The 20,827-nt window shown below is 70.5% G+C and carries 17 protein-coding genes; 10 read left to right on the top strand and 7 right to left on the bottom strand.

Features of this window, described 5'->3' with window-relative positions:
* On the top strand, positions 1-942 hold the full coding sequence (locus ACWC1K_RS34300; RefSeq protein WP_450836827.1) for a 5-dehydro-4-deoxyglucarate dehydratase: 942 nt from the start codon (positions 1-3) through the stop codon (positions 940-942).
* 13 nt (positions 943-955) lie between these two features.
* On the top strand, positions 956-2,119 hold the full coding sequence (locus ACWC1K_RS34295) for a hypothetical protein (protein WP_450836826.1): 1,164 nt from the start codon (positions 956-958) through the stop codon (positions 2,117-2,119).
* A gap of 763 nt (positions 2,120-2,882) precedes the next feature.
* Here the strand turns inward: ACWC1K_RS34295 and ACWC1K_RS34290 are convergent.
* Positions 2,883-4,118 carry an MFS transporter gene (locus ACWC1K_RS34290; protein WP_450836825.1) on the bottom strand — a complete coding sequence of 412 codons (1,236 nt, stop codon included), beginning with the start codon at positions 4,116-4,118 and terminating at the stop codon, positions 2,883-2,885.
* A 254-nt stretch (positions 4,119-4,372) separates the two neighbouring features.
* On the opposite strand from ACWC1K_RS34290, the gene ACWC1K_RS34285 reads away from it, so the two are divergent.
* From ACWC1K_RS34285 to ACWC1K_RS34260, 6 genes are all read left to right on the top strand, one after another.
* Positions 4,373-5,053: a GntR family transcriptional regulator gene (locus tag ACWC1K_RS34285; protein ID WP_450836824.1), complete on the top strand. Its 681-nt coding sequence runs from the start codon at positions 4,373-4,375 to the stop codon at positions 5,051-5,053.
* Positions 5,050-5,961, top strand: coding sequence for a dihydrodipicolinate synthase family protein (locus ACWC1K_RS34280; protein WP_450836823.1), 912 nt, complete (start codon positions 5,050-5,052; stop codon positions 5,959-5,961). Before ACWC1K_RS34285 ends, ACWC1K_RS34280 begins: the two co-directional genes overlap by 4 nt.
* Complete coding sequence (gene araD / locus ACWC1K_RS34275; RefSeq protein WP_450836822.1) at positions 5,958-7,688, top strand: L-arabinonate dehydratase; 1,731 nt, start codon at positions 5,958-5,960, stop codon at positions 7,686-7,688. The genes ACWC1K_RS34280 and araD overlap by 4 nt, the downstream gene beginning before the upstream one ends.
* Positions 7,689-7,762: 74 nt before the next feature.
* A complete protein-coding gene (locus ACWC1K_RS34270; RefSeq protein ID WP_450836821.1) occupies positions 7,763-8,911 on the top strand; it encodes a Gfo/Idh/MocA family protein in 1,149 nt (382 codons plus the stop codon).
* A 180-nt stretch (positions 8,912-9,091) separates the two neighbouring features.
* Positions 9,092-9,889 carry an HAD family acid phosphatase gene (locus tag ACWC1K_RS34265; RefSeq protein ID WP_450836820.1) on the top strand — a complete coding sequence of 266 codons (798 nt, stop codon included), beginning with the start codon at positions 9,092-9,094 and terminating at the stop codon, positions 9,887-9,889.
* Positions 9,890-10,138: 249 nt separating this feature from the next.
* Positions 10,139-11,293, top strand: a complete 1,155-nt coding sequence (locus tag ACWC1K_RS34260) for a right-handed parallel beta-helix repeat-containing protein (protein ID WP_450836819.1) — start codon at positions 10,139-10,141, stop codon at positions 11,291-11,293.
* Between the two features lie 112 nt (positions 11,294-11,405).
* Here ACWC1K_RS34260 and ACWC1K_RS34255 read toward each other — a convergent pair whose 3' ends face one another.
* The 3 genes from ACWC1K_RS34255 to ACWC1K_RS34245 all read right to left on the bottom strand — a co-directional run bounded on the left by ACWC1K_RS34255 (position 11,406) and on the right by ACWC1K_RS34245 (position 14,602).
* Complete coding sequence (locus ACWC1K_RS34255) at positions 11,406-13,088, bottom strand: rhamnogalacturonan lyase B N-terminal domain-containing protein (protein WP_450836818.1); 1,683 nt, start codon at positions 13,086-13,088, stop codon at positions 11,406-11,408.
* Between the two features lie 111 nt (positions 13,089-13,199).
* Positions 13,200-14,039: a hypothetical protein gene (locus ACWC1K_RS34250; protein ID WP_450836817.1), complete on the bottom strand. Its 840-nt coding sequence runs from the start codon at positions 14,037-14,039 to the stop codon at positions 13,200-13,202.
* On the bottom strand, positions 14,036-14,602 hold the full coding sequence (locus ACWC1K_RS34245; protein WP_450836833.1) for a SigE family RNA polymerase sigma factor: 567 nt from the start codon (positions 14,600-14,602) through the stop codon (positions 14,036-14,038). The genes ACWC1K_RS34250 and ACWC1K_RS34245 overlap by 4 nt, the downstream gene beginning before the upstream one ends.
* Positions 14,603-14,841: 239 nt before the next feature.
* On the opposite strand from ACWC1K_RS34245, the gene ACWC1K_RS34240 reads away from it, so the two are divergent.
* Positions 14,842-16,293 (top strand): NCS2 family permease, encoded by a 1,452-nt coding sequence (locus ACWC1K_RS34240; RefSeq protein ID WP_450836816.1) that lies wholly within the window; start codon positions 14,842-14,844, stop codon positions 16,291-16,293.
* Positions 16,294-16,307: 14 nt separating this feature from the next.
* Here the strand turns inward: ACWC1K_RS34240 and ACWC1K_RS34235 are convergent, their stop codons facing one another.
* The 3 genes from ACWC1K_RS34235 to ACWC1K_RS34225 form a co-directional block, all read right to left on the bottom strand.
* Positions 16,308-17,759: a peptidoglycan D,D-transpeptidase FtsI family protein gene (locus ACWC1K_RS34235; RefSeq protein ID WP_450836815.1), complete on the bottom strand. Its 1,452-nt coding sequence runs from the start codon at positions 17,757-17,759 to the stop codon at positions 16,308-16,310.
* Between the two features lie 78 nt (positions 17,760-17,837).
* Positions 17,838-18,308, bottom strand: coding sequence for a GNAT family N-acetyltransferase (locus ACWC1K_RS34230; RefSeq protein WP_450836814.1), 471 nt, complete (start codon positions 18,306-18,308; stop codon positions 17,838-17,840).
* A gap of 18 nt (positions 18,309-18,326) precedes the next feature.
* Complete coding sequence (locus ACWC1K_RS34225; protein ID WP_115908899.1) at positions 18,327-19,100, bottom strand: IclR family transcriptional regulator domain-containing protein; 774 nt, start codon at positions 19,098-19,100, stop codon at positions 18,327-18,329.
* Between the two features lie 155 nt (positions 19,101-19,255).
* Here ACWC1K_RS34225 and ACWC1K_RS34220 point away from each other — a divergent pair, with 155 nt between their 5' ends.
* A complete protein-coding gene (locus tag ACWC1K_RS34220) occupies positions 19,256-20,785 on the top strand; it encodes an aldehyde dehydrogenase (NADP(+)) (RefSeq protein ID WP_450836813.1) in 1,530 nt (509 codons plus the stop codon).
* The last annotated feature ends 42 nt before the right edge of the window (positions 20,786-20,827 follow it).

Raw genomic sequence — 20,827 nt, 5'->3', positions numbered from 1 at the left:
GTGACGTCAGTCCCTCTCGCCGCTCGACTCGGCATCCCCAGCGGGCCGCTGTTCTTCCCGGTCACCGCCTACGGCCCCGACGGCTCGGTCGACCTCGACGTGTACCGCGCCCATGTGCGCCGCGGGGTCGAGGGCGGGGCCGCCGCGGTCTTCGCGTGCTGCGGCACCGGCGAGTTCCATGCGCTCGCGCCGGAGGAGTTCGAGGCGTGTGTGCGGGTGGCGGTGGAGGCGGCGGACGGCCGGGTGCCGGTGGTGGCCGGCGCCGGGTACGGCACCGCGCTCGCCGTCCGGTACGCGCGCGTGGCGGAGGCCGCCGGGGCGGACGGGCTGCTCGCCATGCCGCCGTACCTCGTTCTCGCCGGTCAGGCGGGGTTGCTGCGGCACTACCGGGAGGTGGGCGCCGCGACCGCGCTGCCCGTGATCGTCTACCAGCGCGACAACGCCGTGTTCACCCCGGAGTCCGTCGTCGAACTGGCCCGCACGGACGGGATCATCGGCTTCAAGGACGGCCTCGGCGACCTCGACCTCATGCAGCGCATCGTCAGCGCCGTCCGCACCGAGGTTCCCGGCGACTTCCTCTATTTCAACGGCCTGCCGACCGCCGAACAGACCCAGCTCGCCTACCGCGCCATCGGCGTTCCGCTCTACTCCTCCGCCGTGTTCTGCTTCGCCCCGGAGATCGCGCTCGCCTTCCACCGGGCGCTGGAGCTCGGTGACACCGCCACCGCGCACCGGCTCCTCGACGGCTTCTACCGGCCGTTCGTCGAACTGCGCGCACAGGGGCGCGGCTATGCCGTCGCGCTGGTCAAGGCGGGCGTACGGCTGCGCGGGCTCGACGTGGGGGAGGTCCGGCCGCCGCTGCACGAGCCCACCGAGGAGCATGTCAAGCGGCTTGCCGAGCTGATCGAGCGTGGGTATGCGCTGTTGGAAGAGAACAAGTGAAGGCGGAGAGCAAGTGAAGGCGTCGACTTTCGTCTACCCCTGGGACGTCAACGGGGACCCGCAGGCCGCGGGCCGCATCGCCGCGCTCGGTGTGCAGCAGGTGACCCTCGCTTCCGCGTACCACTCCACACGTGCGCTGACGCCCCGCCACCCGCGCCACCGCATCGTGACGGCCGAGCACGCGGCTGTGCTGTATCCCACCGACGGCCGCTGGGAAGGACGTGCGCTGCGCCCGTACCCCGCCGGGGACTGGGCACCGGGAGACGCCTACGGCGAGGCCGCCACTGCGCTCGCGGACGCCGGCCTGGAGGTGCACACCTGGGTCGTCCTCGCCCACAACTCCCGCCTGGGCGCCGAGCATCCGGACACCTCCGTCGTCAACGCCTATGGCGACCGCTATCCGTGGGCCCCGTGCATCGCGCAGCCCGCCACGCGCGCGTACCTCGTCGATCTGGCCGTCGAGGCCGCCGTACGACCGGGAGCGCTCGGCACGGAGCTCGAGTCCCTCGGCTGGTACGGCCTCCAGCATCTGCACGCCCACGACAAGACCGGCGGGGTGGGTCTCGGCGACACCGGGATGTACCTGATGGCGCTCTGCTTCTGCCCCGCCTGCCGGGCGGGCTACGGCGAACAGGGACTGGACGCCGACGAGTTGGCGGCCGCCGTACGCGAGGCGCTGGAGCCGCTGTGGCAGGGTGCGCCCGATGACGGCGGCTGGGCCGGGGTCGAGAAGCTGCTGGGCGAGGCGAAGGCGGCCGCCACGCGCGCGTGGCGCGACGAAACCGCCCGCACGCTCCAGGAGACCGTGGTCCGAGCGGTGCGCGCGGCGGCCCCCGAGGGCTTCCAGGTCCTGCTGCACGCCGACCCCGTGACGTACCACGTCGGCGCAAACCCGGGCGTGGACCCCGCCCACATCCTGTCCGTCGCGGACGGCGTGGTCGTGCCCTGCGCGGGCGGCCCGGACCTGCTGACACCTTTCGCCGAACAGCGCCGGGAAAACACGGTCATCGCCGCCAACTTCCCTGTGATCGCGGGAATGGGCGGCAGCCCGACCACACTCCCCACGGACGCGCCCCGGGCACAGCGCCGGGGAGCGACCGAACTACGGCTGTACCACGCTGGCTTGGCGTCGAACGCGGACCTGGAGGCGCTGCGCTCGGCACTGGCCGGACTCTGAGGGAGCCGGGTGGCGGTGACCTGGCAGGGCGGCCAGGGGTCTGCCGGCCTCTTTTGCTGGGAGTGGGCGGCGGCCCGGTCTCGCTGGCTGGATGTGCTGGCCGGACGTCGGGGGTGTGAGCGAACTATGGCTGTGTCTTGGCGGGGTGGTGTCGGGCGGGGGTGTGGTGGTGCGCTTGGCGCTTGTTGGGGGTGGGGGAGGCGGGTGGCGGTGACCCGGCAGGGCGGCCAGGGGTCTGCCGGCCTCGTTTGCCGGGAGTGGGCGGCGGCCCGGTCTCGCTGGCTGGATGTGCTGGCCGGATGCCGGGGTGTGAGCGAACTATGGCTGTGTCTTGGCGGGGTGGTGTCGGGCGGGGGTGTGGAGGCGGTGCGCTCGGCACTTGCCGGGCTCTGAGGGAGCCGGGTGGCGGTGGGCGCGGCAGGACCGTGCCAGGGTCTGCTGGCTCCCTTCGTCGGGGATGGGGGCTGGCCGGTCTCGCTGGCCGCGGAAGCGGCGCATGAGGGGCGGCGGGGCGCGACCGGACTGCTGTTGTATCGCGCTGGTCGGCGTCGGACGACGTCGGGCACTCGCCAGGCTTTGAGTGCCGTACGGCGGTGGCCGAGCTGCGCCAGGGGCCCGCCGGCCCCCTTTCGCCGGGAATGGGCAGCCCGGTCTCGCCGGCCGCGGGCGCGGCGCCGGCGGAGCACCAGCTCCACTGTCTCGCGTCCGCCCGGGTCGCCGAGGGCGGCGGTCGCGGTGTGGGGTGGTTCGTCTTGTGGCTGTGTCACGTCGGGTTGGCGTCGGGCGGGGATGTGGAGGTGGTGGGCTTGGTGCTGGTTGGGGGGTGGGGGAGGCGGGTGGCTGTGGTGAGCAGGGCTGTGCCGAGCGTGAGGAGCAGGAGGCGGTAGTCGGTCAGTTCGACCAGGGCTGCCCCGGCGGCCAGGCCGAGTACGTTCGGCGCGAAGAGCAGGGTGTTGGCCGTGGCGGCCGTGCTGCCCAGCACAGTGTTCGGTGTTTCGCGCTGTACCGCGGTCAGCGCGGCGATCAGGACGCAGGGGAGCCCGGCTCCGATCGCTGCGCCGCAGACCAGGGCCACCGGGTCCGAGGGGATGGCTCGGGCGGCGACCGCGACGCCCGTCAGGGCGATACCGCAGGCCGCGAACCGGTGTTCGCCCAGGCGGCGCAGGGCCGGGCCGGAGGCCAGACCGATCGCGACCGATCCGGCGCCCTGGACGGCGTACAGGACGCCGGCGTAGGCGGGGGAGTGGCCGAGGCCGTCGATGACGGCGTAGAGCAGCGCCCCGGACATGCCCGCGCAGAACATCGTGGTACCGCCCGCCAGGACGAGGGGGCGCAGCCCGGGGTGGTTCCAGAGGTGTCCGATGCTCTCCGCGGTCCGACGTCGCCGGCCGGTCATGGGCGGCTGCGGCTGCTCCTCGTGGACGCGCAGCAGCGCGTACACGCCCGTGGCCAGCACGAACGTGACGGCGTCCAGCAGGGCGACGCCCGGGCCGCCGTACCCCGCGAACAGGGCCGCGCCGGCCAACGGGGCCACCAGCTTCATGGCCTCGGTCGCCGTCATGCGCAGCCCGTTGAAGTCGCCCAGCAGGGAGTGGTCGACCGCGGCGGCGACGAGGGCCGACTCGGCCGCGTCGTGTACGACGCCTGCGGCGCCGTACACGAAGAGGACCGTGTAGAGCAGCCACAGGCGGCTCGGGGAGTCGACGGTGAAGAGGGTGAGCAGAAGGGCGGCCAGGAGGAGGTTCGCGCCGAGGAGAAGGGGTTTGCGGCGGAACCGGTCGGCGAGCGTGCCGAGCAGGGGCCCGGCGAGCGTGGGCGCCCACATGGCGAGCAGGCACAGCGCCGCCAGTCCGTCCGAGCCGGTCAGCTCCTTGGCCCACACTCCGGACGCCAGCCACAGCGCCGACGTCCCGAAGCCGGAGATCACCACGCCGGCGAGATACAGGCCCGCATCGCGGTCCCGCAGGACCCGCACCACCGCCCATGTCGATGTCGTCATGCCTGGCCATGGTGGGTCTAAGGCCCCCGGCCGGGGATCAGGCAAGTGCCTTATGGGCGGGCCCGGCCGAACCAGCCGACTGCTCGTCGCCCACGTGGGACCACCCACGCTCACCCGACTTCCTTTGTCAGAAGCATTGACGGAACATGCGCCCCCTCCTACCTTCAACGCGTCGTATTTCATACGTCATATATGAGACGCGATACACGAGATCAGATACCCCGGATCTGATACGTGACTTCCGAGAGGCGCGCATGACCTCTGTGCCCACGCCGATCCCGTCCCGCACGCAGTACGTGCTGGACGCGATCAAACACCGCATCCTCACCGGGCAGTTGACGCCGGGCCAGGCTCTGGTCGAGACCGAGCTCGCCGCACAGTTCGGGGTGTCCAAGACCCCGGTGCGCGAGGCGCTGAAGACCCTGGCGGGCACCGGACTCGTCGTGATGAGCCAGTACAAGGGCGTCACGGTGCGCAGGGTGGACGCGGACATGGCACGCGAGGTCTACGACGTGCGGCTGCTGCTGGAGCCCGAGGCGCTCAGGCGGGCGGTACGGCGAGGAGCCTCCCTCGACGCCGCACGCACCGCGCTGACCCGGGCCGACGACGCCACCGACACCGCCGAACGGTCCCTCGCCAACCGGGAGTTCCACCGCGCCCTGTACCTGCCCTGCGGCAACCCGCTGCTCGGCCGCATGCTCGACGAGGTCCGCGACCAGGCGGCCCTCGTCTCCGCGGTGGCCTGGGCGGCCTCGCCCTCCTGGGAGCGGGAGGCCGGCGAGCACCGGGAGATCCTGCGGCTCGCCCTGGCGGGCGACGCCGACGGCGCGGCCCGCGCCCTGCACGCCCATATCGCGTCCTTCGTCGAGCGAGCGTTCCCCCAGGCGACCGACCGGGTCACGGACCAGGCGGCGAACCAGGAAGGCACCACATGAGCAGCGTGACGTTCGAGACCCAACGGGCGGCCCTGGCCGACGTGGTGGCGATCCCGGTGACTCCGTTCGCCGAGGACGGCACCGTCGACCAGGACGCCCACCGGGCCCTGTTGCGTCGGCTGCTCGAAGGCGGGATCCGCATCCTCACCCCCAACGGAAACACCGGCGAGTTCTATGCGCTCTCTCCCGAAGAGCGCTGTCTCGTCACCGAGTCGGCCATCGAGGAGACCGGCGACCGCGCCGCGATCCTCGTCGGCGTCGGCCACGACGTGCCCACCGCCGTCGCCTCCGCCCGGCACGCCCGTGAGCACGGCGCCCAGATGGTGATGGTCCATCAGCCCGTCCACCCGTACGTCTCCCAGGGCGGCTGGGTCGACTACCACCGCGCCATCGCCGAGGCCGTCCCCGAGCTGGGCGTCGTCCCCTACATCCGCAACGCCCAGCTGACCGGCACCCGCCTCGCCGAACTCGCCGACGCCTGTCCGAACGTCATCGGCGTCAAGTACGCCGTCCCGGACGCAGCCAGGTTCGCCGCCTTCGCGCGGGACGCGGGGCTCGACCGCTTCGTCTGGGTCGCCGGCCTCGCCGAGCCCTACGCGCCCTCGTACTTCTCCGCGGGCGCCACCGGCTTCACCTCCGGACTCGTGAACGTCGCCCCGTCCGTCTCGCTGAACATGATCGAAGCGCTTCGATCCGGCGACTACCCGGCCGCCATGAAGGTCTGGGAGCGGATCCGCCGCTTCGAGGAACTGCGGGCCGCGAACGGCTCCGCCAACAACGTCACCGTCGTCAAGGAGGCCCTCGCCTCCCTCGGTCTGTGCCGCCGCGACGTCCGCCCGCCGAGCAGCACCCTTTCCGAGGACGAGCGCGCCGAGGTCGCCGCCATGGCCGCCGGATGGTCGACATGACCGACAGAATGCGTCCCGAGGAACTCAGAAGCCACCAGTGGTACGGCACCGAGGGCCGGCTGCGCACCTGGTCGCACAACGCCCGTATGCGCCAGCTCGGTTACGAGGCGGAGGAGTACCGGGGCCGCCCGGTGATCGCCGTCCTCAACACCTGGTCCGACATCAACCCCTGCCACGTCCATCTGCGCGAGCGCGCCGAGGCGGTCAAGCGGGGCGTGTGGCAGGCCGGCGGCTTCCCGCTCGAGTTCCCCGTCGCCACACTCTCGGAGACGTACCAGAAGCCCACCCCGATGCTCTACCGCAACCTGCTCGCGATGGAGACGGAGGAGCTGCTGCGGTCGTACCCGGTCGACGCGGCCGTGCTGCTCGGCGGCTGCGACAAGTCGACACCCGCGCTGCTCATGGGCGCCGCCTCGGCCGACGTGCCGTCGATCTTCGTACCCGCCGGGCCGATGCTGCCCGGGCACTGGCGCGGCGAGACCCTCGGGTCCGGCACCGACATGTGGAAGTACTGGGACGAGCACCGCGCGGGCAACCTGACGGACTGCGAACTGCGGGAGCTGCAGGGCGGGTTGGCGCGTTCGCCCGGTCACTGCATGACCATGGGGACCGCGTCCACGATGACCGCGGCCGCGGAAGCCCTCGGCATGACCCTGGCGGGCGCCTCCTCGATCCCGGCCGTCGACTCCGGGCACGAGCGGATGGCGGCCGCCTCCGGGCGGCGCGCCGTGGACCTCGCCTGGACGGGGCTCAAGCCGTCCGGGATCCTCACCCGCGAGGCCTTCGAGGACGCCGTCACCACGGTGCTCGGGCTCGGCGGCTCCACCAACGCGGTCATCCATCTGATCGCGATGGCGGGCCGCTCCCAAGTGCCGCTCACCCTCGACGACTTCGACCGCATCGCCCGCACCGTGCCGGTGCTGGCCAACGTCCGTCCCGGCGGACAGACGCACCTCATGGAGGACTTCCACTTCGCCGGCGGCCTGCCCGCCTTCCTCTCGCGGATCACCGACCTGCTCCACCTGGACCGGCCGACCGTCAGTGGCACCCTGGGCGGGCAGATCGAGGGTGCCGTCGTCCACGACGACGACGTCATCCGCACCCGCCACAACCCCGTCGCCGCCGAGGGCGGAGTCGCCGTCCTGCGCGGCAACCTCTGCCCCGACGGCGCCGTCATCAAGCACATCACCGCGGAGCCGCACCTGCTCGAGCACACCGGTCCCGCGGTCGTCTTCGACGACTACAGGAGCATGCAACGCACCATCAACGACCCGGAGTTGAACATCACGGCCGACAGCGTTCTGGTGCTGCGGGGCGCCGGACCCAAGGGCGGCCCCGGCATGCCCGAGTACGGCATGCTGCCGATCCCGGACCACCTGCTCAAGCAGGGCGTACGGGACATGGTCCGCATCTCCGACGCCCGGATGAGCGGCACGAGTTACGGCGCCTGCGCACTGCACGTCGCGCCCGAGTCGTACATCGGCGGCCCGCTCGCCCTTGTCCGCACCGGCGACCTCATCACCCTCGACGTCGAGGCGCGCACCCTCCATCTCCACGTGGACGACGAGGAACTGGCGCGACGCAAGGCGGCCTGGACACCCCCGCCCACCCGCTACGAGCGCGGCTACGGCGCGCTCTACAACGACCAGATCACCCAGGCGGACACCGGCTGCGACTTCACGTTCCTGTCCGGCCCGGGCAAGGTCCCAGACCCTTACGCCGGCTGAAGGTGCCCCTTCAGGGGCAGGGCGCCGCATCGCCCTGCGGGCGCTTCGCTGTTCGGAGGTGTCAAATGAACCCCATGAGTATCGCCGTACCCATCGTCCTCGCAGGCGCGCGCGGCCACGGCCGCTGGCACCTGGACAACATCCGCCGGCTCCAGGACAAGGGGATCGTACGGCTGGCAGGCATCTGCGAGCTGACCCCGCTGACCGCCGACGAGATCCCGGACGGCCTCGGCGCGCCCGAGCAGTCCGCCGACTTCGGCGCGCTCCTCGACTCCACCGGCGCCCGGATCGCCGTGATCTGCACACCGATCCCCACCCACACCGACCTGGCGCTCACGGCCGCACGCAAGGGCGTGCACCTGCTGCTGGAGAAGCCGCCCGCGCCGTCGTACGCCGAGTTCCGGCGGATGGCGGACGGGGTCGCCGAGGCGGGCGTGGTCTGCCAGATCGGCTTCCAGTCGCTGGGCTCGCACGCCGTACCGGCGATCCTGGGGATGATCGCCGAGGGCACCGTCGGTGAACTCGTCGGCGTCGGCGGGGCCGGCGCCTGGGTGCGCCCCGAGGCCTACTACCGGCGGGCGCCCTGGGCGGGCAAACGGCGCCTGAACGGCGTCGACGTCATCGACGGCGTGCTCACCAACCCCCTCGCGCACGCCGTGGCCACCGCGCTCGCCGTCAACGGCACCACACGCGCCGAGGACGTCACCTGCATCGAACTCGAACTGCTGCGCGCCAACGACATCGAGTCCGACGACACCTCCTGCGTCCGCGTCACCACCGCACCGGGCCGCAAGGTCACCGTCGCCGCGACCCTGTGCGCCGAGCGGGACGACGAGCCGTATGTCGTCGTGCACGGCACCCGCGGCCGGATCACCTACTGGTACAAGCAGGACCGCGTCCTGCTCCAGCGCGCCGGCCACGGCCCCGAGGAGTACGAGTACGGCCGCACCGATCTGCTGGAGAACCTGGTCGACCACCTCACCGACGGCGCCGACCTCCTGGTCCCGCCCGACGCGACGGGCGCCTTCATGAGGGTCGTCGAAGCGATTCGGCAGGCACCCGATCCGGCCCCGCTGCCCGCCGCGGCCTGGCATCTGATCCCCGACGAGGGCCGCAGGGTCGTGCCCGGCATCGACGGACTCGTCGCGGCCGCCGCCGACACCCTCGTCCTCTACTCCGAACTCGGCGCCACCTGGGCCCCACCGCAAGAGGTGAGCACCTGATGACGACCACCGACTCGCCGGTCCTGCGTGTCGCGGGCCCGGCGGGGCGACGATGAACTGAGCGGTGCCGATCCGGAACCCTCCCGTCCAGAGCGCTTGACCCGTTTTTTGCCTGTGGAGGAGATATCGATCAGGCAACGGGTCTCGCGCCCGCCGGGGTGACGCGCGTAGAAACCTGTCATGCATAAGCCACTGCGTATCGCGGCGATCGCCGCAGCGTGTGCCCTCGCCGGCGGCGCCCTCTACGGCGCCGGTGCGGCCACGGCCGGCCAGTCCACGGCCAACTCCACCCATGAGCCGTACAACATCGGTCTCCTGGTGAAGGACATCGACACCTACTACGGCACGGCTGCCGACGCGGGCGGCGTGTACCAGGCGTCCCCGGACAGCCCGTACGCCCAGGACCTCGCGCGGATCGACTCGGCCGCCCGGAGGTACATAGACCAGGCCGCCCGAAAGGCGCACCACCACGGCGAGAAGCCCGCGGTCGTCTTCGACATCGACGACACGCTGCTGCTCAGCCTCGACTACGAGAAGCGCTACAACTACACGTTCAACCCGACCACGTGGGCCGACTACGTGAACAAGGCCGACCGCCCGGGCGTCTTCGGCAGCGCGGAGCTGGTCCAGTACGCCGAGTCCAAGGGCGTCGAGGTCTTCTACAACTCGGGTCTGAGCGAGGCGCAGCGCACCGCCGCCGTCGCGAACCTGAAGAAGATCGGCGCCGATGTGAACCTCGACGCCGACCACATGTTCCTCAAGGACAAGGCGAACCCGCCGGCCTATCTGAGCGCCTGCGCCACGCCGGGCACCTGGACCTGCACGACCGTGCAGTACAAGTCCGGCACCCGCAAGCACATCGAGGACGACCTCGGCTACGAGATCGTCGCCAACTTCGGCGACCAGTACTCGGACCTGGACGGCGGCTACGCCGACCGCACGTACAAGCTCCCGAACCCGACGTACTTCGTGTCCTGACCCGTCCCGGCCGTCCCGCTCAGCCATACGTCCTGAGCGGCCGCTCGTACTCGGCCCCCGTCACCGGCAGCACCGTGCCGTGACGGGGGCCTTCGTAGCTAGTTCTCGGTGTTGGACTTGAACACGGTCGGTCCTTCGCCCGAGGTGCGGCAACCTCTTCCGGTCACGGCGGCGACTGGGTATCAGAAACGGCCGGGGAGGGCTCCTCCGGCCCCGTTTCGTTCCCACTCCCCAGGAAAGGAACGCCCCGTGCGACTCGGCACCGGACGCCACCGCAGGACACGTACCCTCTCGATCGCCGCGGCGGTGTCCCTGTCCGCCGGGGCCGGCGGCGTCTGCCTGGGCCTCTCGGGCGGCGGCGCCCAGGCCGCCACGACGACGGTCACCGTCTCCACCACGGCCCAGCTGGAGTCGGCCGTGAAGAGCGCTGCGGCGGGCACCGTCATCCAGGTGCGCGGCGGCACGTACTACCCGACGGCCACCCTCAAGTCCACCGCCGGCGGCAGCAGTTCGCACCGCATCACACTGCAGCCGTACGGCAGTGAGAAGGTGAGGATCGACGGCTCCAAGCTGCCCGCCGGGTCCTGGCTCACCGGGATCTACGGCAGCTACTGGACCGTCCGGAACCTCACCTTCCAGCACTCCCCGGCCCAGGGCCTCGTCGTCACCTCGTCCACCGGGGGCATCTTCAAGAACCTGGTCACGGCGGACAACGGCGACTCCGGGTTCACGCTGCGCGGCGACAACACCGTCGGCAACCTCGTACAGAACCTGGACAGTTACGGCAACTACGACGCCGCCGGGCACGGCCAGAACGCCGACGGCATCGCCATCAAGTTCGGCTCCGGCACCGGCAACAGGGTCACCGGGGCCCGCCTCCACGACAACTCCGACGACGGCCTCGACCTCTGGCAGTTCTCCTCGCCGGTCACCATCGAGCACTCCTGGTCGTACGGCAACGGCAGGAACCGCTGGCACGACTCCGCCTTCGAGGGCAACGGCAACGGGTTCGAACTGGGCGGCGGGGGAGTCGCCGTCGCGCACGTCGTCAACAACAACGCGGCCTGGGACAACGCGCTCAACGGGTTCACCGAGAACTCCAACACCGGGGCGATCGCGCTGAACCGCAACACCGCGTACGCGAACGCCCGGGCGGGGTTCTCCTTCGCCACCGGTAGGGCCCGGTTGGCGCGGAACCTCGCGGTGAGCGACGAGGGCGGGCCGGCCCAGCTGGGGCCGAGGACGGTCTCCGCCGCGAACAACTGGGACGCCGGGGTGAGCACGCCGGGCTTCAGGTCGACCGACGCGTCGCCCGCGTACGGCTCCCGGAGGTCCGATGGATCGCTCCCGGCGACCACCTTCCTCACCACGGGGTCCACCACCGTCGGGTCGACCATGGACTGAACGCGGCCCCGGTCCGGGCAGGACGACAGAAACGCCCCGCCGGTCGTCACCGGCGGGGCGTTCTCGTCGCCGACGAGGGGGGCTCTGTCGGCGGCTGCTGACCGAGGGGGGCTCAGGTCAGCAGGTCCAGGCAGTCGAACGACGTGCCCGCGCTCAGGAAGGCACTGCCGCCCGAGCCGCTCACGACGTCGATCTTCAGGACGTTGTACTGCGAGGTGTCCGTCTTCCACGCACTACTAGGGACGTTGAAAGTGAAGGTGTGGTTGTTTCCGCGGTACGACCCTGTGGTGAGGGAGCGTGTCGAGGGCTGTGCGGGTGCCGTGGGGATGGCCGAGACCCAGTCGTTGACGGTCACCCGCGGCCGTCCGCCGGCGAACGCGTCCGTCACCCCGAGCCGCAGTGTGTGCGCCGCCGCGGCCTGCGCCTTGGTCAGCTTGAAGTAGACCAGGACGCCGTTGTTGACGTCCTTCCAGATGTAGGCGGGGAAGGACGCGGCCTCGTCGCCGCTGCCGATGGCGACGTTGCCGGTCCACTTCGCCGCGCGGGCGTCGGAGGGATGCGCGTACGTCATCAGCCTGGCGTTCTTGAACTCGCCGGGCGTGCCGTCCCAGTCGCCCAGCCGCCAGACGGCGGAGGCGGCGGACGGGTCCCCGGTGATGTTCAGGGTGTGCAGGGACGTCGTACCGCCCGCCGTCACCTTCACCGACTCGGTGTGCACGGCGAGTTCGCCCTTGTGGACGGTCAGCGTGTACGTCCCCGGCAGCATCCCCTTGCAGGAGAAGGCGCCGGTGCCGGCCGCGGCCTTCGCCCAGTACTGCGCGTCCGCGTTCGCGAAGCCCACGGTGTAGGGGTACGTGGCGTCCATGCCCTTCAGGCCGACGCCCGCCACCTTGCCGCGGCCCGCCCTGCCGACCCAGCCGGTGATGCCGAGCCCGTCCACCCAGGAGGTGTCCAGGTTCGCCTGGAAGAGCGAGGAGGCGGGGGCGCCGCCGTCGGTGAGGGCGATGACGTACGGACCCTGCAGACCGAAACGTTCCGCCTCCGTCTGGGCCTCGTTGTAGTGCAGGATCTCGTACAGGGCCGCCCCGCCGTCGTTCGAGTGCCGCAGCAGCGAGCGGTAGAAGGGACCGCCGGAGGCCTTCTCGTGGTGGGAGCGGACCATCCAGAGGCCGACCGAGCCGGTGGTGAAGCCGACGTAGTCGTAGTCGATGGTGCGCTTGCCCGAGTAGTGCTTGGAGTGGGTCGTGCCGTCCGGATGCCGCCAGACGTCACCGGCCTCGATGATCTTGTCCGTGGTCGAGTTCCAGGCGTCCGAGCCCGTGTTGGGGAACATCCCCGGCCTGAGACGGAGGATGTAGCGGGTCGCGGTGAAGGAAGCGTCCTTCTTGTCCGTCCACAGGTAGACGTTGTTCTGGCCGCTGCGGGCCGCGTACCACTGGGTGATCGGGCCGTGCACGACCTTGATCAGGATCGTCGGGCCCGACTGCTTGATCGTGACGGTGGAGGCCCCGAGCCCCGACTCGACGTGCGAGTGCTTGCCGCCGTAGCCCTCGTACTCCTTGCCCCTGTAGACGAGGGACGTGAGGTCGCCGGTCGTCTTGGAGACCTTGAAGACGAGGGAGGAGCCGGTGTCGACGACGTAGTTCCTGCCGTCGTCCCGGTAGCCGAAGGCCGCGGCGGACGCGGACGACAGCAGACCCGCGCCTCCCGCCACGGCGGCGCCGGTGGCGGCGACGCCGAGCGCGGAGGCCCCGAGCACCCGGCGGCGGGTGAGGTGCTTCTTGTGCGAGCTCAAGGTCGAGGTCCTGTCATGCTTGAAGTTTCACTCAGCCGTACGGGAGGAGGAGGACTTGCGTTTCCTGGTTGCCGCAGACGAGGAAAGGGTTGCCGCCGGTTTCAAGATTTTTTACGAGTCGCCCTTGTCGCCGGTGCGCGCCGCGAAGTCGCCGCCCACCGCATGCTGCGCGCCGCCCGCCGTGGCCGTGATGGCGTAGCTGTCGTCCTTCGCGTCCCGGCCGCCGCGCGCATGGTTGTACTGTCCGGCGAACACCCACTCGCCCTTGGGGACCGTGAAGCCCGCCTTGAGCGTCCAGGTGTAGACGAGGAAGCCGTTCTGCTCGCCGACCGTGAGGTCGAAGTACTGTTCCGGCAGTGAGCGCCAGGCGCCCGTGTTGGTGACCCCGCCGGTCTGGGCGACTTTCAACTGCACGGTCAGAGCGGTGAGTTGCCGGCTCGTCCTGAGTGTGATGTTGCTCTGCGCCCAGAAGTCGTTGCTGTGCGTGTCCATCGAGCCGTCCGACCACAGCGGCCCGTCGCTCCGGCCGGAGGCGGGCGCCCCCGCGGAGGCGGAGGGCTTCGTCGCGGGTTTGCCGCTCGACCTGTGGGACTGCGGAGGGCCACTGGGCGTCCGGCCGACCGGCGGGACGGGCGCCCGGCTCGTCGCATCGGGGGACGGCGTGGGCGTCGGGGAAACCGAGACCGTCTGCCGCTGCGGGGGAGTGTCGTCCTTCACCGCGGACGCCACCGCGTAACCGCCGACCGCGAGCATGCCCGCGACCGCGGCCGTCGCACTCACCACCCGGGCCCAGCCCCACACCGGCGGACGGGTCGCCCGGTGGTCGGGGCGGCTGTGCCCGCTCATGCCCCGCTCGATCCGGGCCAGGATCCTGGCCCGGTCCGGCTGGTGCGCCTCGGCCGTCTCGTGCAGCCGGGCGCGCAGCTCGTCGTGCACGTCCTGCTGCCTCATCGGTCCGTTCCTCCACTCTCGCGGCCGCGCGCCATCGTCGCGTGCACCTTCTGCGGTACGCCCCGGGAGCCGAGGATCTTCTGCAGTTCGGCCATCCCCTTGGACGTCTGGGACTTAACCGTACCCACGGAAACACCCAGAGCGAGAGCGGTGTCCTTCTCCGACAGGTCGAACGCGTGCCGGAGCACCACACACGCCCGTTTTCTGAACGGCAGCCTGCGCAGCGCCTCCTGGACGTCGACAACGCCTGCTATGTCGGGATTCTCGGTCTTCTCCTCGCGCTGTGACCAGAACAGCGAGATCCGCCGGCGCTCGCGCACGGCGCTGCGGATCCGGGTGCGGGCCAGGTTGGCGACGACCCCGCGGGCGTAGGCGGCCGGGTGGTCCGCGGCGCGCACCCGGTCCCAGCGGTGCCACAGGGCGAGCAGTGCGTCGGCGGCCAGATCGTCGGCGGCGTCCGCCTCGCCGGTCAACAGATGGGCGAACCGGGACAGTTCGGCGTAGTGCCGCTCGAAGAAGGCGTGAAACTCCACGGAGGCTGCATCGTCGACGACCGTGCCCACGGGCGACCTCTCTGCGTGTGGCATGTAGATGACATGTGAGGCATGTGATCATCCGGAGGAGGCCCGGACGAGATCCGGAAGCGTAGCAGTGATGAACACGCGGCTCGTACGGGGCTTCGAACAAAGTCTGGCGGGCCGACCGATTCCGTAACACGGAGAAAACCTGAAACGGGTTCATCGCGGGAACAATCCAGCCAGCATCCGCACACTGATCAATCAGGCACCTAGGAGCACCCGCCATGTCCGACACCAGGAAGACGGCCGACCGGCAAACTGCCGCACCACCAGCGGCGAACGGCGTCGACCGGTTCTTCAGGATCTCCGAGCGGGGATCCAGCTTCGGCCGGGAGATACGCGGCGGCTTCGCCACGTTCTTCACGATGGCCTACATCCTTGTCCTGAATCCCATCATCCTCGGCAGCGCGAAGGACAAGTTCGGCCACAGCCTCGACACCGGCCAACTCGTCACCGCCACCGCCCTGGTGGCCTGTGTGATGACGATCATCATGGGCGTCGGCGGCAACCTCCCGCTCGCCATCGCCGCGGGCCTCGGCCTCAACGCCGTCGTCGCCTTCCAGCTCGCCCCGCTGATGAGCTGGTCCGACGCGATGGGGCTCGTGGTCCTGGAAGGCATCCTGATCTGCGTCCTGGTCGTGACCGGGCTGCGGAAAGCGATCATGGATGCCATTCCGCAGCAGCTCAAGCAGGCGATCGGCGTCGGCATCGGCCTGTTCATCGCCTTCATCGGCTTCGTGGACGCCGGGTTCGTCAGCCGTATCCCGGACGCGGCGCAGACCACCGTGCCCGTGCAGTTGGGGGCCGTGGGCCGGCTGACCGGCTGGCCCGTCCTCGTCTTCTGTCTCGGCGTGCTGCTCACCATCGCGCTGCTCGCACGCAAGGTGAAGGGCGCGATCCTGATCAGCATCGTGACCATGACGATCGTCGCGATCATCATCGACGCGGTGGCCGACATCAAGAGCTGGGGTCTGACCACCCCGCATGTGCCCGACAAGATCGTCTCCACCCCGGACTTCGGACTCATCGGTCACTTCAGCCTGTTCGGCGGCTTCGCGAAGGCCGGGATCCTCACCGCCGTCCTGCTGGTCTTCACCCTGATCCTGTCGGACTTCTTCGACGCCATGGGCACCATCGTCGGCATCAGCGCGGAGGCCGGACTGCTCGACGAGCAGGGGCAGGTGCCGGGGATCGGCCGCGTGCTGTTCATCGACGGCGCGGCGGCGGTGGCCGGCGGCCTGGGCTCCGCCTCCTCCAACACCGCTTACATCGAGTCGGCGGCGGGTGTGGGCGAGGGGGCGCGCACCGGCTTCGCGAACCTGATCACCGGTGGGTTGTTCGGGCTCGCGCTGTTCCTGACGCCGTTGCTGACCATCGTGCCGCTGCAGGCGGCCGCGCCCGCGCTGATCGCGGTCGGGTTCCTGATGATGACGCATGTCAAGCACATCGACTGGGACAAGTACGAGATCGCGATCCCGGCGTTCCTGACCATCGCCGCGATGCCGTTCACCTACTCGATCACCGACGGTATCGGGGCGGGGTTCGTGGCCTACGTCGTCATCAAGGCGGTGCTGGGGAAGGCGAAGGAGGTGCACTGGCTGCTGTGGGGGGTGTCCGCGCTGTTCCTGGTGTACTTCGCCATCGACCCCGTGGAGCAGATCCTGGGCGTGAAGTAGGAACGAACCGGGCCTCAGTTCTTCAGTGCCGCCTCCATCACGGCCTTGGCCACGGGGGCGGCCAGCCCGTTGCCGCTGACCTCCGAGCGGGCCGCGTTCGACTGCTCGACGACCACCGCCACGGCGACCTCCTTGCCGCCCTCCTTGCCGAAGGACGTGAACCAGGCGTACGGCGTCTTGCTGTTGTTCTCGCCGTGCTGGGCCGTGCCGGTCTTGCCGCCCACGGTGGCGCCCGAGATCTGGGCGTTCGTGCCGGTGCCCTTCTCCACCACCGTCTGCATCGCCGACTGCAGTTGCCCGGCGGTCGCGGAGCTGACGATCTCCTTGGTGCTCGTGCTGTCGTCGTAGTTCTTCAGCACATCACCGCCGCTGTCGGTGATCTGCGAGACCATGTGCGGCGAGACCAGCTTGCCGCCGTTGGCTATGGCGGCGGACACCATCGCCATCTGGAGCGGGGTCGCGGTCACGTCGTACTGGCCGATGCCCGTCAGGGCCGTGGAGGACCGGTCCATGTCGGAGGGGTAGACGCTGGTGTAGGCCCGCACCGGCACGTCCTGCTCCGTGTCGTTGAAGCCGAACTTCTCGGCCATCGCCCTCACCTTCTCCTGGCCCAGGTTGACGGCCATCTTCGCGAAGACGTTGTTGCAGGAGTACTGCAGCGCCGTGCGTATCGAGGCGTTCTCACAGGGAGCGTTCGGGTTCTCGTTGGACAGGTCGCGGGTGGTGCCCGGGAGCGTGTACGGGTCCGGGCTCTTCGTGTTCTCGTCCACCGACGAGTACAGCCCGTCCTCCAACGCCGCGGCCGCCACGACCAGTTTGAACGTCGAGCCCGGCGGCAGCGGCTGGCGCAGCGCGCGGTTGGTCAGGGGCTTGTCGGAGTCGTCGTTGAGCTTCGTCCAGGCCGCGCCCGCGGTGTTGGCGTCCGTCAGCGTCGACGGGTCGAACGACGGAGTCGACACCACCGCCAGGATCCTGCCGGTCTTCGGATCGATCGCGACGGCCCCGCCCTTCTTGCCGCCGAGCGCGTCGTACGCCGCCTTCTGCACGTCCGGGTCGATGGTCGTGACCACGTTGCCCGGGTCGGCCCGCTTGCCGGTGATGGTGTCCATCACGGTCTTGAGGCGGTTGTCCGTCCCGTCCAGGAGGTCCCGGTAGATGCCCTCCAGCTGGGTCGGCGCATAGGCCTGCGAGGCGTAGCCCGTCACCGCCGCGTACAGCTTGCCGTCCTTGTACGTGCGTTTGTACTTGAGGTCGCTGTGCTTCGTCACCGCGGAACCGGTGATCGCATTGCCGGCCACGATGATGTTCCCGAGCGGCTCCGCGTACGTCTGGATCGCGTTGCGCCGGTTGTCCTTGTCGTCCGCGAGGGCCTTGCCGTCGTAGAACTGCACCCAGGTCGCCCTGACCAGCAGAGCGATCACGAGCAGCAGTGAGAAGACGGAGGCCCGCCTGATCGTCTTGTTCATCCCACTCGGAAGACGATCAGAAGGGGGCCGATCGTTCCCGTGCGTCCGTGTTTCTCATCGGACGTTCATACGGCGGTGTCAGGCGTCCAGCGCGAGCACGAACTCGTCGATCTCCTCGCCGCGCGCGTTGGCGAACCCGGAGGCCCGGGCGGTCACCCGGAATCCGCACTTGCCCAGGACCCGCAGGGAGCCGGTGTTGTCGGCGGCCGCACGGGCGTACAGCGGACGCTCGGGCACCTGGGTCACCAGCTCCCGCAGCGCGGCCGTGGCGATGCCCCGGCCCCAGTACGCGCGGTCGATCCAGTAGGTGACCTCGCGCTCGCCCGGCTCGCCGTACACCGCGGCACTGCCCACCACGTCACCGTCGACCAGGACCGTGCGCAGAACGTCCTCGGAGGCCCGGATCCGTTTCCAGTGGGCGTCGAAGGCGTCCCGGTCGGCCGGGTCCTTCGGGGTGAACGCGGCCATGTGCAGGGCCTCGGGGTCGTTCATCTGCCGGAAGAAGACCGGCAGATCACTGTCGTGCACTTCACGGAGTTCGACGTCCATGACGCCGAAGCCTAGGAGTCAGAGCCTGCGGGTCGCCAGGGTCAGCCGGTCGCGCGCGTCGAACAGGGCGTCCTTGACCATCTGTTCGTGGGCCGGGGTGAGCCGCGCCACCGGCACCGAGCAGCTGATCGCGTCGCGGGCCGGAGTGCGGTAGGGAATGGCGACTCCGAAGCAGCGCAGCCCCAGCGTGTTCTCCTCGCGGTCCACGGCGAAGCCCTGCTCCCGCACCTGGTGCAGCTCCTCGATGAGCTTCTCCCGGTCGGTGATGGTGTTCTCGGTCAGCGCCGGCAGGGTCTCCGGGAGCATCTTGCGGACCTGCTCGTCGGTGTACGTGCTCAGCAGCGCCTTGCCCAGCGAGGTGGAGTGCGCGGGCAGCCGGCGCCCCACCCGCGTGAACGGGCGCAGATAGTGCTGCGACTGCCGGGTGGCCAGGTACACCACGTTCGTGCCGTCCAGGCGGGCCAGGTGAATGGTCTCCGTGGTGTCGTCCGACAGCCGGTCCAGGGTCGGCCGGGCCGCGGCCACCACCTCGTCGCCGTCGATGTACGAGGTGCCGACCAGCAGCGCCCGCACCCCGATGCCGTAGCGCGTGCCCGTCGCGTCCGTCTCCACCCAGCCCAGCTCCACCAGCGTGCGCAGCAGCATGTAGAGACTGGACTTGGGATATCCGACGGCCTCCTGGACCGATGCGAGGGAGTGCATACCGGGCCGGCCGGCGAAGTATTCGAGCAGCTCAACCGTCCGCACCGCGGACTTGACCTGTGCCCCGCCGCCTGTCTCGGCTACCGACATCGCCCTTGACCCCTTCGTTCGACGGGAAATAGTCTCCAACAGCATATTCATCATCAGAGACAGCGTTCAGTATATCGAACGACCCTGGTGGATGACCCAGATACTGCGGCAATACAAGCAGGACATACCGCAAGACATACGTGGAGGGACCCGCGGTGGCAGCAGCACCAGTCTGGAGTGTCGACCCCCGTACCGGGAAGCAGCGTGAACAGGTTGCGGTGGAGGCCACAGCCCAGGAGGTGGACGCCGCCGTCCGCGCCGCGCACGCCGCGCGCGGCGCCCTCGCCGACCGAGCGGTCCGCTCGGCCTTCCTGCGCACCGCCGCCGAGCAGCTCGAGGCGGCGAAGGACGGGCTCGTCGAGACCGCCGACGCCGAGACCGCGCTCGGCCCGGTCCGGCTCACCGGCGAACTCGCCCGCACCTGCTATCAGTTGCGGGCCTTCGCGGACATCGTCGACGAGGGCGCCTTCCTCGACGTGATCATCAACCACCCCGACGACACCGCGACCCCGCCCATCCCGGACCTGCGCCGCTACAAGGTGCCGCTGGGTGTCGTCGCCGTCTACTCGGCCTCCAACTTCCCCTTCGCCTTCTCGGTCGCCGGCGGCGACACCGCCAGCGCGCTCGGCGCGGGCTGCCCGGTCGTCGTCAAGGCGCACCCCGACCACCCGGCCCTGTCCGAGCTGGTCGCCAAGGTGCTGCGCCGGGCGGCCGCCGCGCACGGCATCCCCGAGGGCGTCGTCGGCCTGGTCCACGGTTTCGAGGCCGGCGTGGAGCTGGTCAAGCACCCCCTCGTCTCCGCGGCCGGCTTCACCGGTTCGGTACGGGGTGGCCGAGCCCTCTTCGACGCCGCCGCCGCACGGCCGACCCCGATCCCCTTCCACGGCGAGCTGGGTTCCCTGAACCCGGTCGTCGTCACCGAGGCCGCGGCCGCCGAGCGCGCCGAGGCCATCGGCGCGGGCCTCGCCGGGTCGATGACGCTGGGCGTCGGCCAGTTCTGCGTGAAGCCGGGCCTGGTGCTCGCGCCGAGCGGCGCGGCGGGCGACCGCCTGGTCAAGTCCCTGACGGACGCGGTCAGCGACACGGACGCCGGAGTCCTGCTGGACCACCGGATGCGCGACAACTTCATCGCCGGGGTCGCCGAGCGGGCGCAGCTTCCCGAGGTCGAGTCCCCGGTGACGCCGGGCGCGGGCGGCGAGCACACGGTGAGCGCCGGGTTCCTGACGGTCTCGGCGGACAAGCTGGCCGAGGAAGGCCAGTACGACCTGCTCCTGGAGGAGTGCTTCGGGCCGGTCACCGTGGTGGCCCGCTACGAGGACGAGGCCCAGGTGCAGGGGGTGCTGTCGCGACTGCCGGGCAATCTCACGGCGACGGTTCATCTGTCGGCGGAGGAGGCGGCCGGGGAGGGCCGCGGCGCGGAGCTGCTGGCCGAACTGACGCCGCTCGCGGGCCGGGTGCTGGTGAACGGCTGGCCGACGGGTGTCGCGGTGGCCCCCGCCCAGCACCACGGCGGCCCGTACCCGGCGACCACGTCCACGTCGACGTCGGTCGGCGGCACGGCCATCGAGCGGTGGATGCGGCCGGTGACGTACCAGACGGCACCGGAGGCGATCCTTCCGCCGGAGCTGCGGGACGACAACCCGCTGGGGCTGCCCCGGAGGTTCAACGGGCGCCTGGAGCGCTAGGCCCTGTCGTTTGGATCGGCTCGGCGTCGCAGAGTCTGGCAC

It is taken from the genome of Streptomyces sp. NPDC001492, from assembly GCF_053597275.1.
The sequence above is the reverse complement of the archived record's forward strand: the minus strand, read 5'-3'. Positions and strand labels throughout refer to the sequence as shown.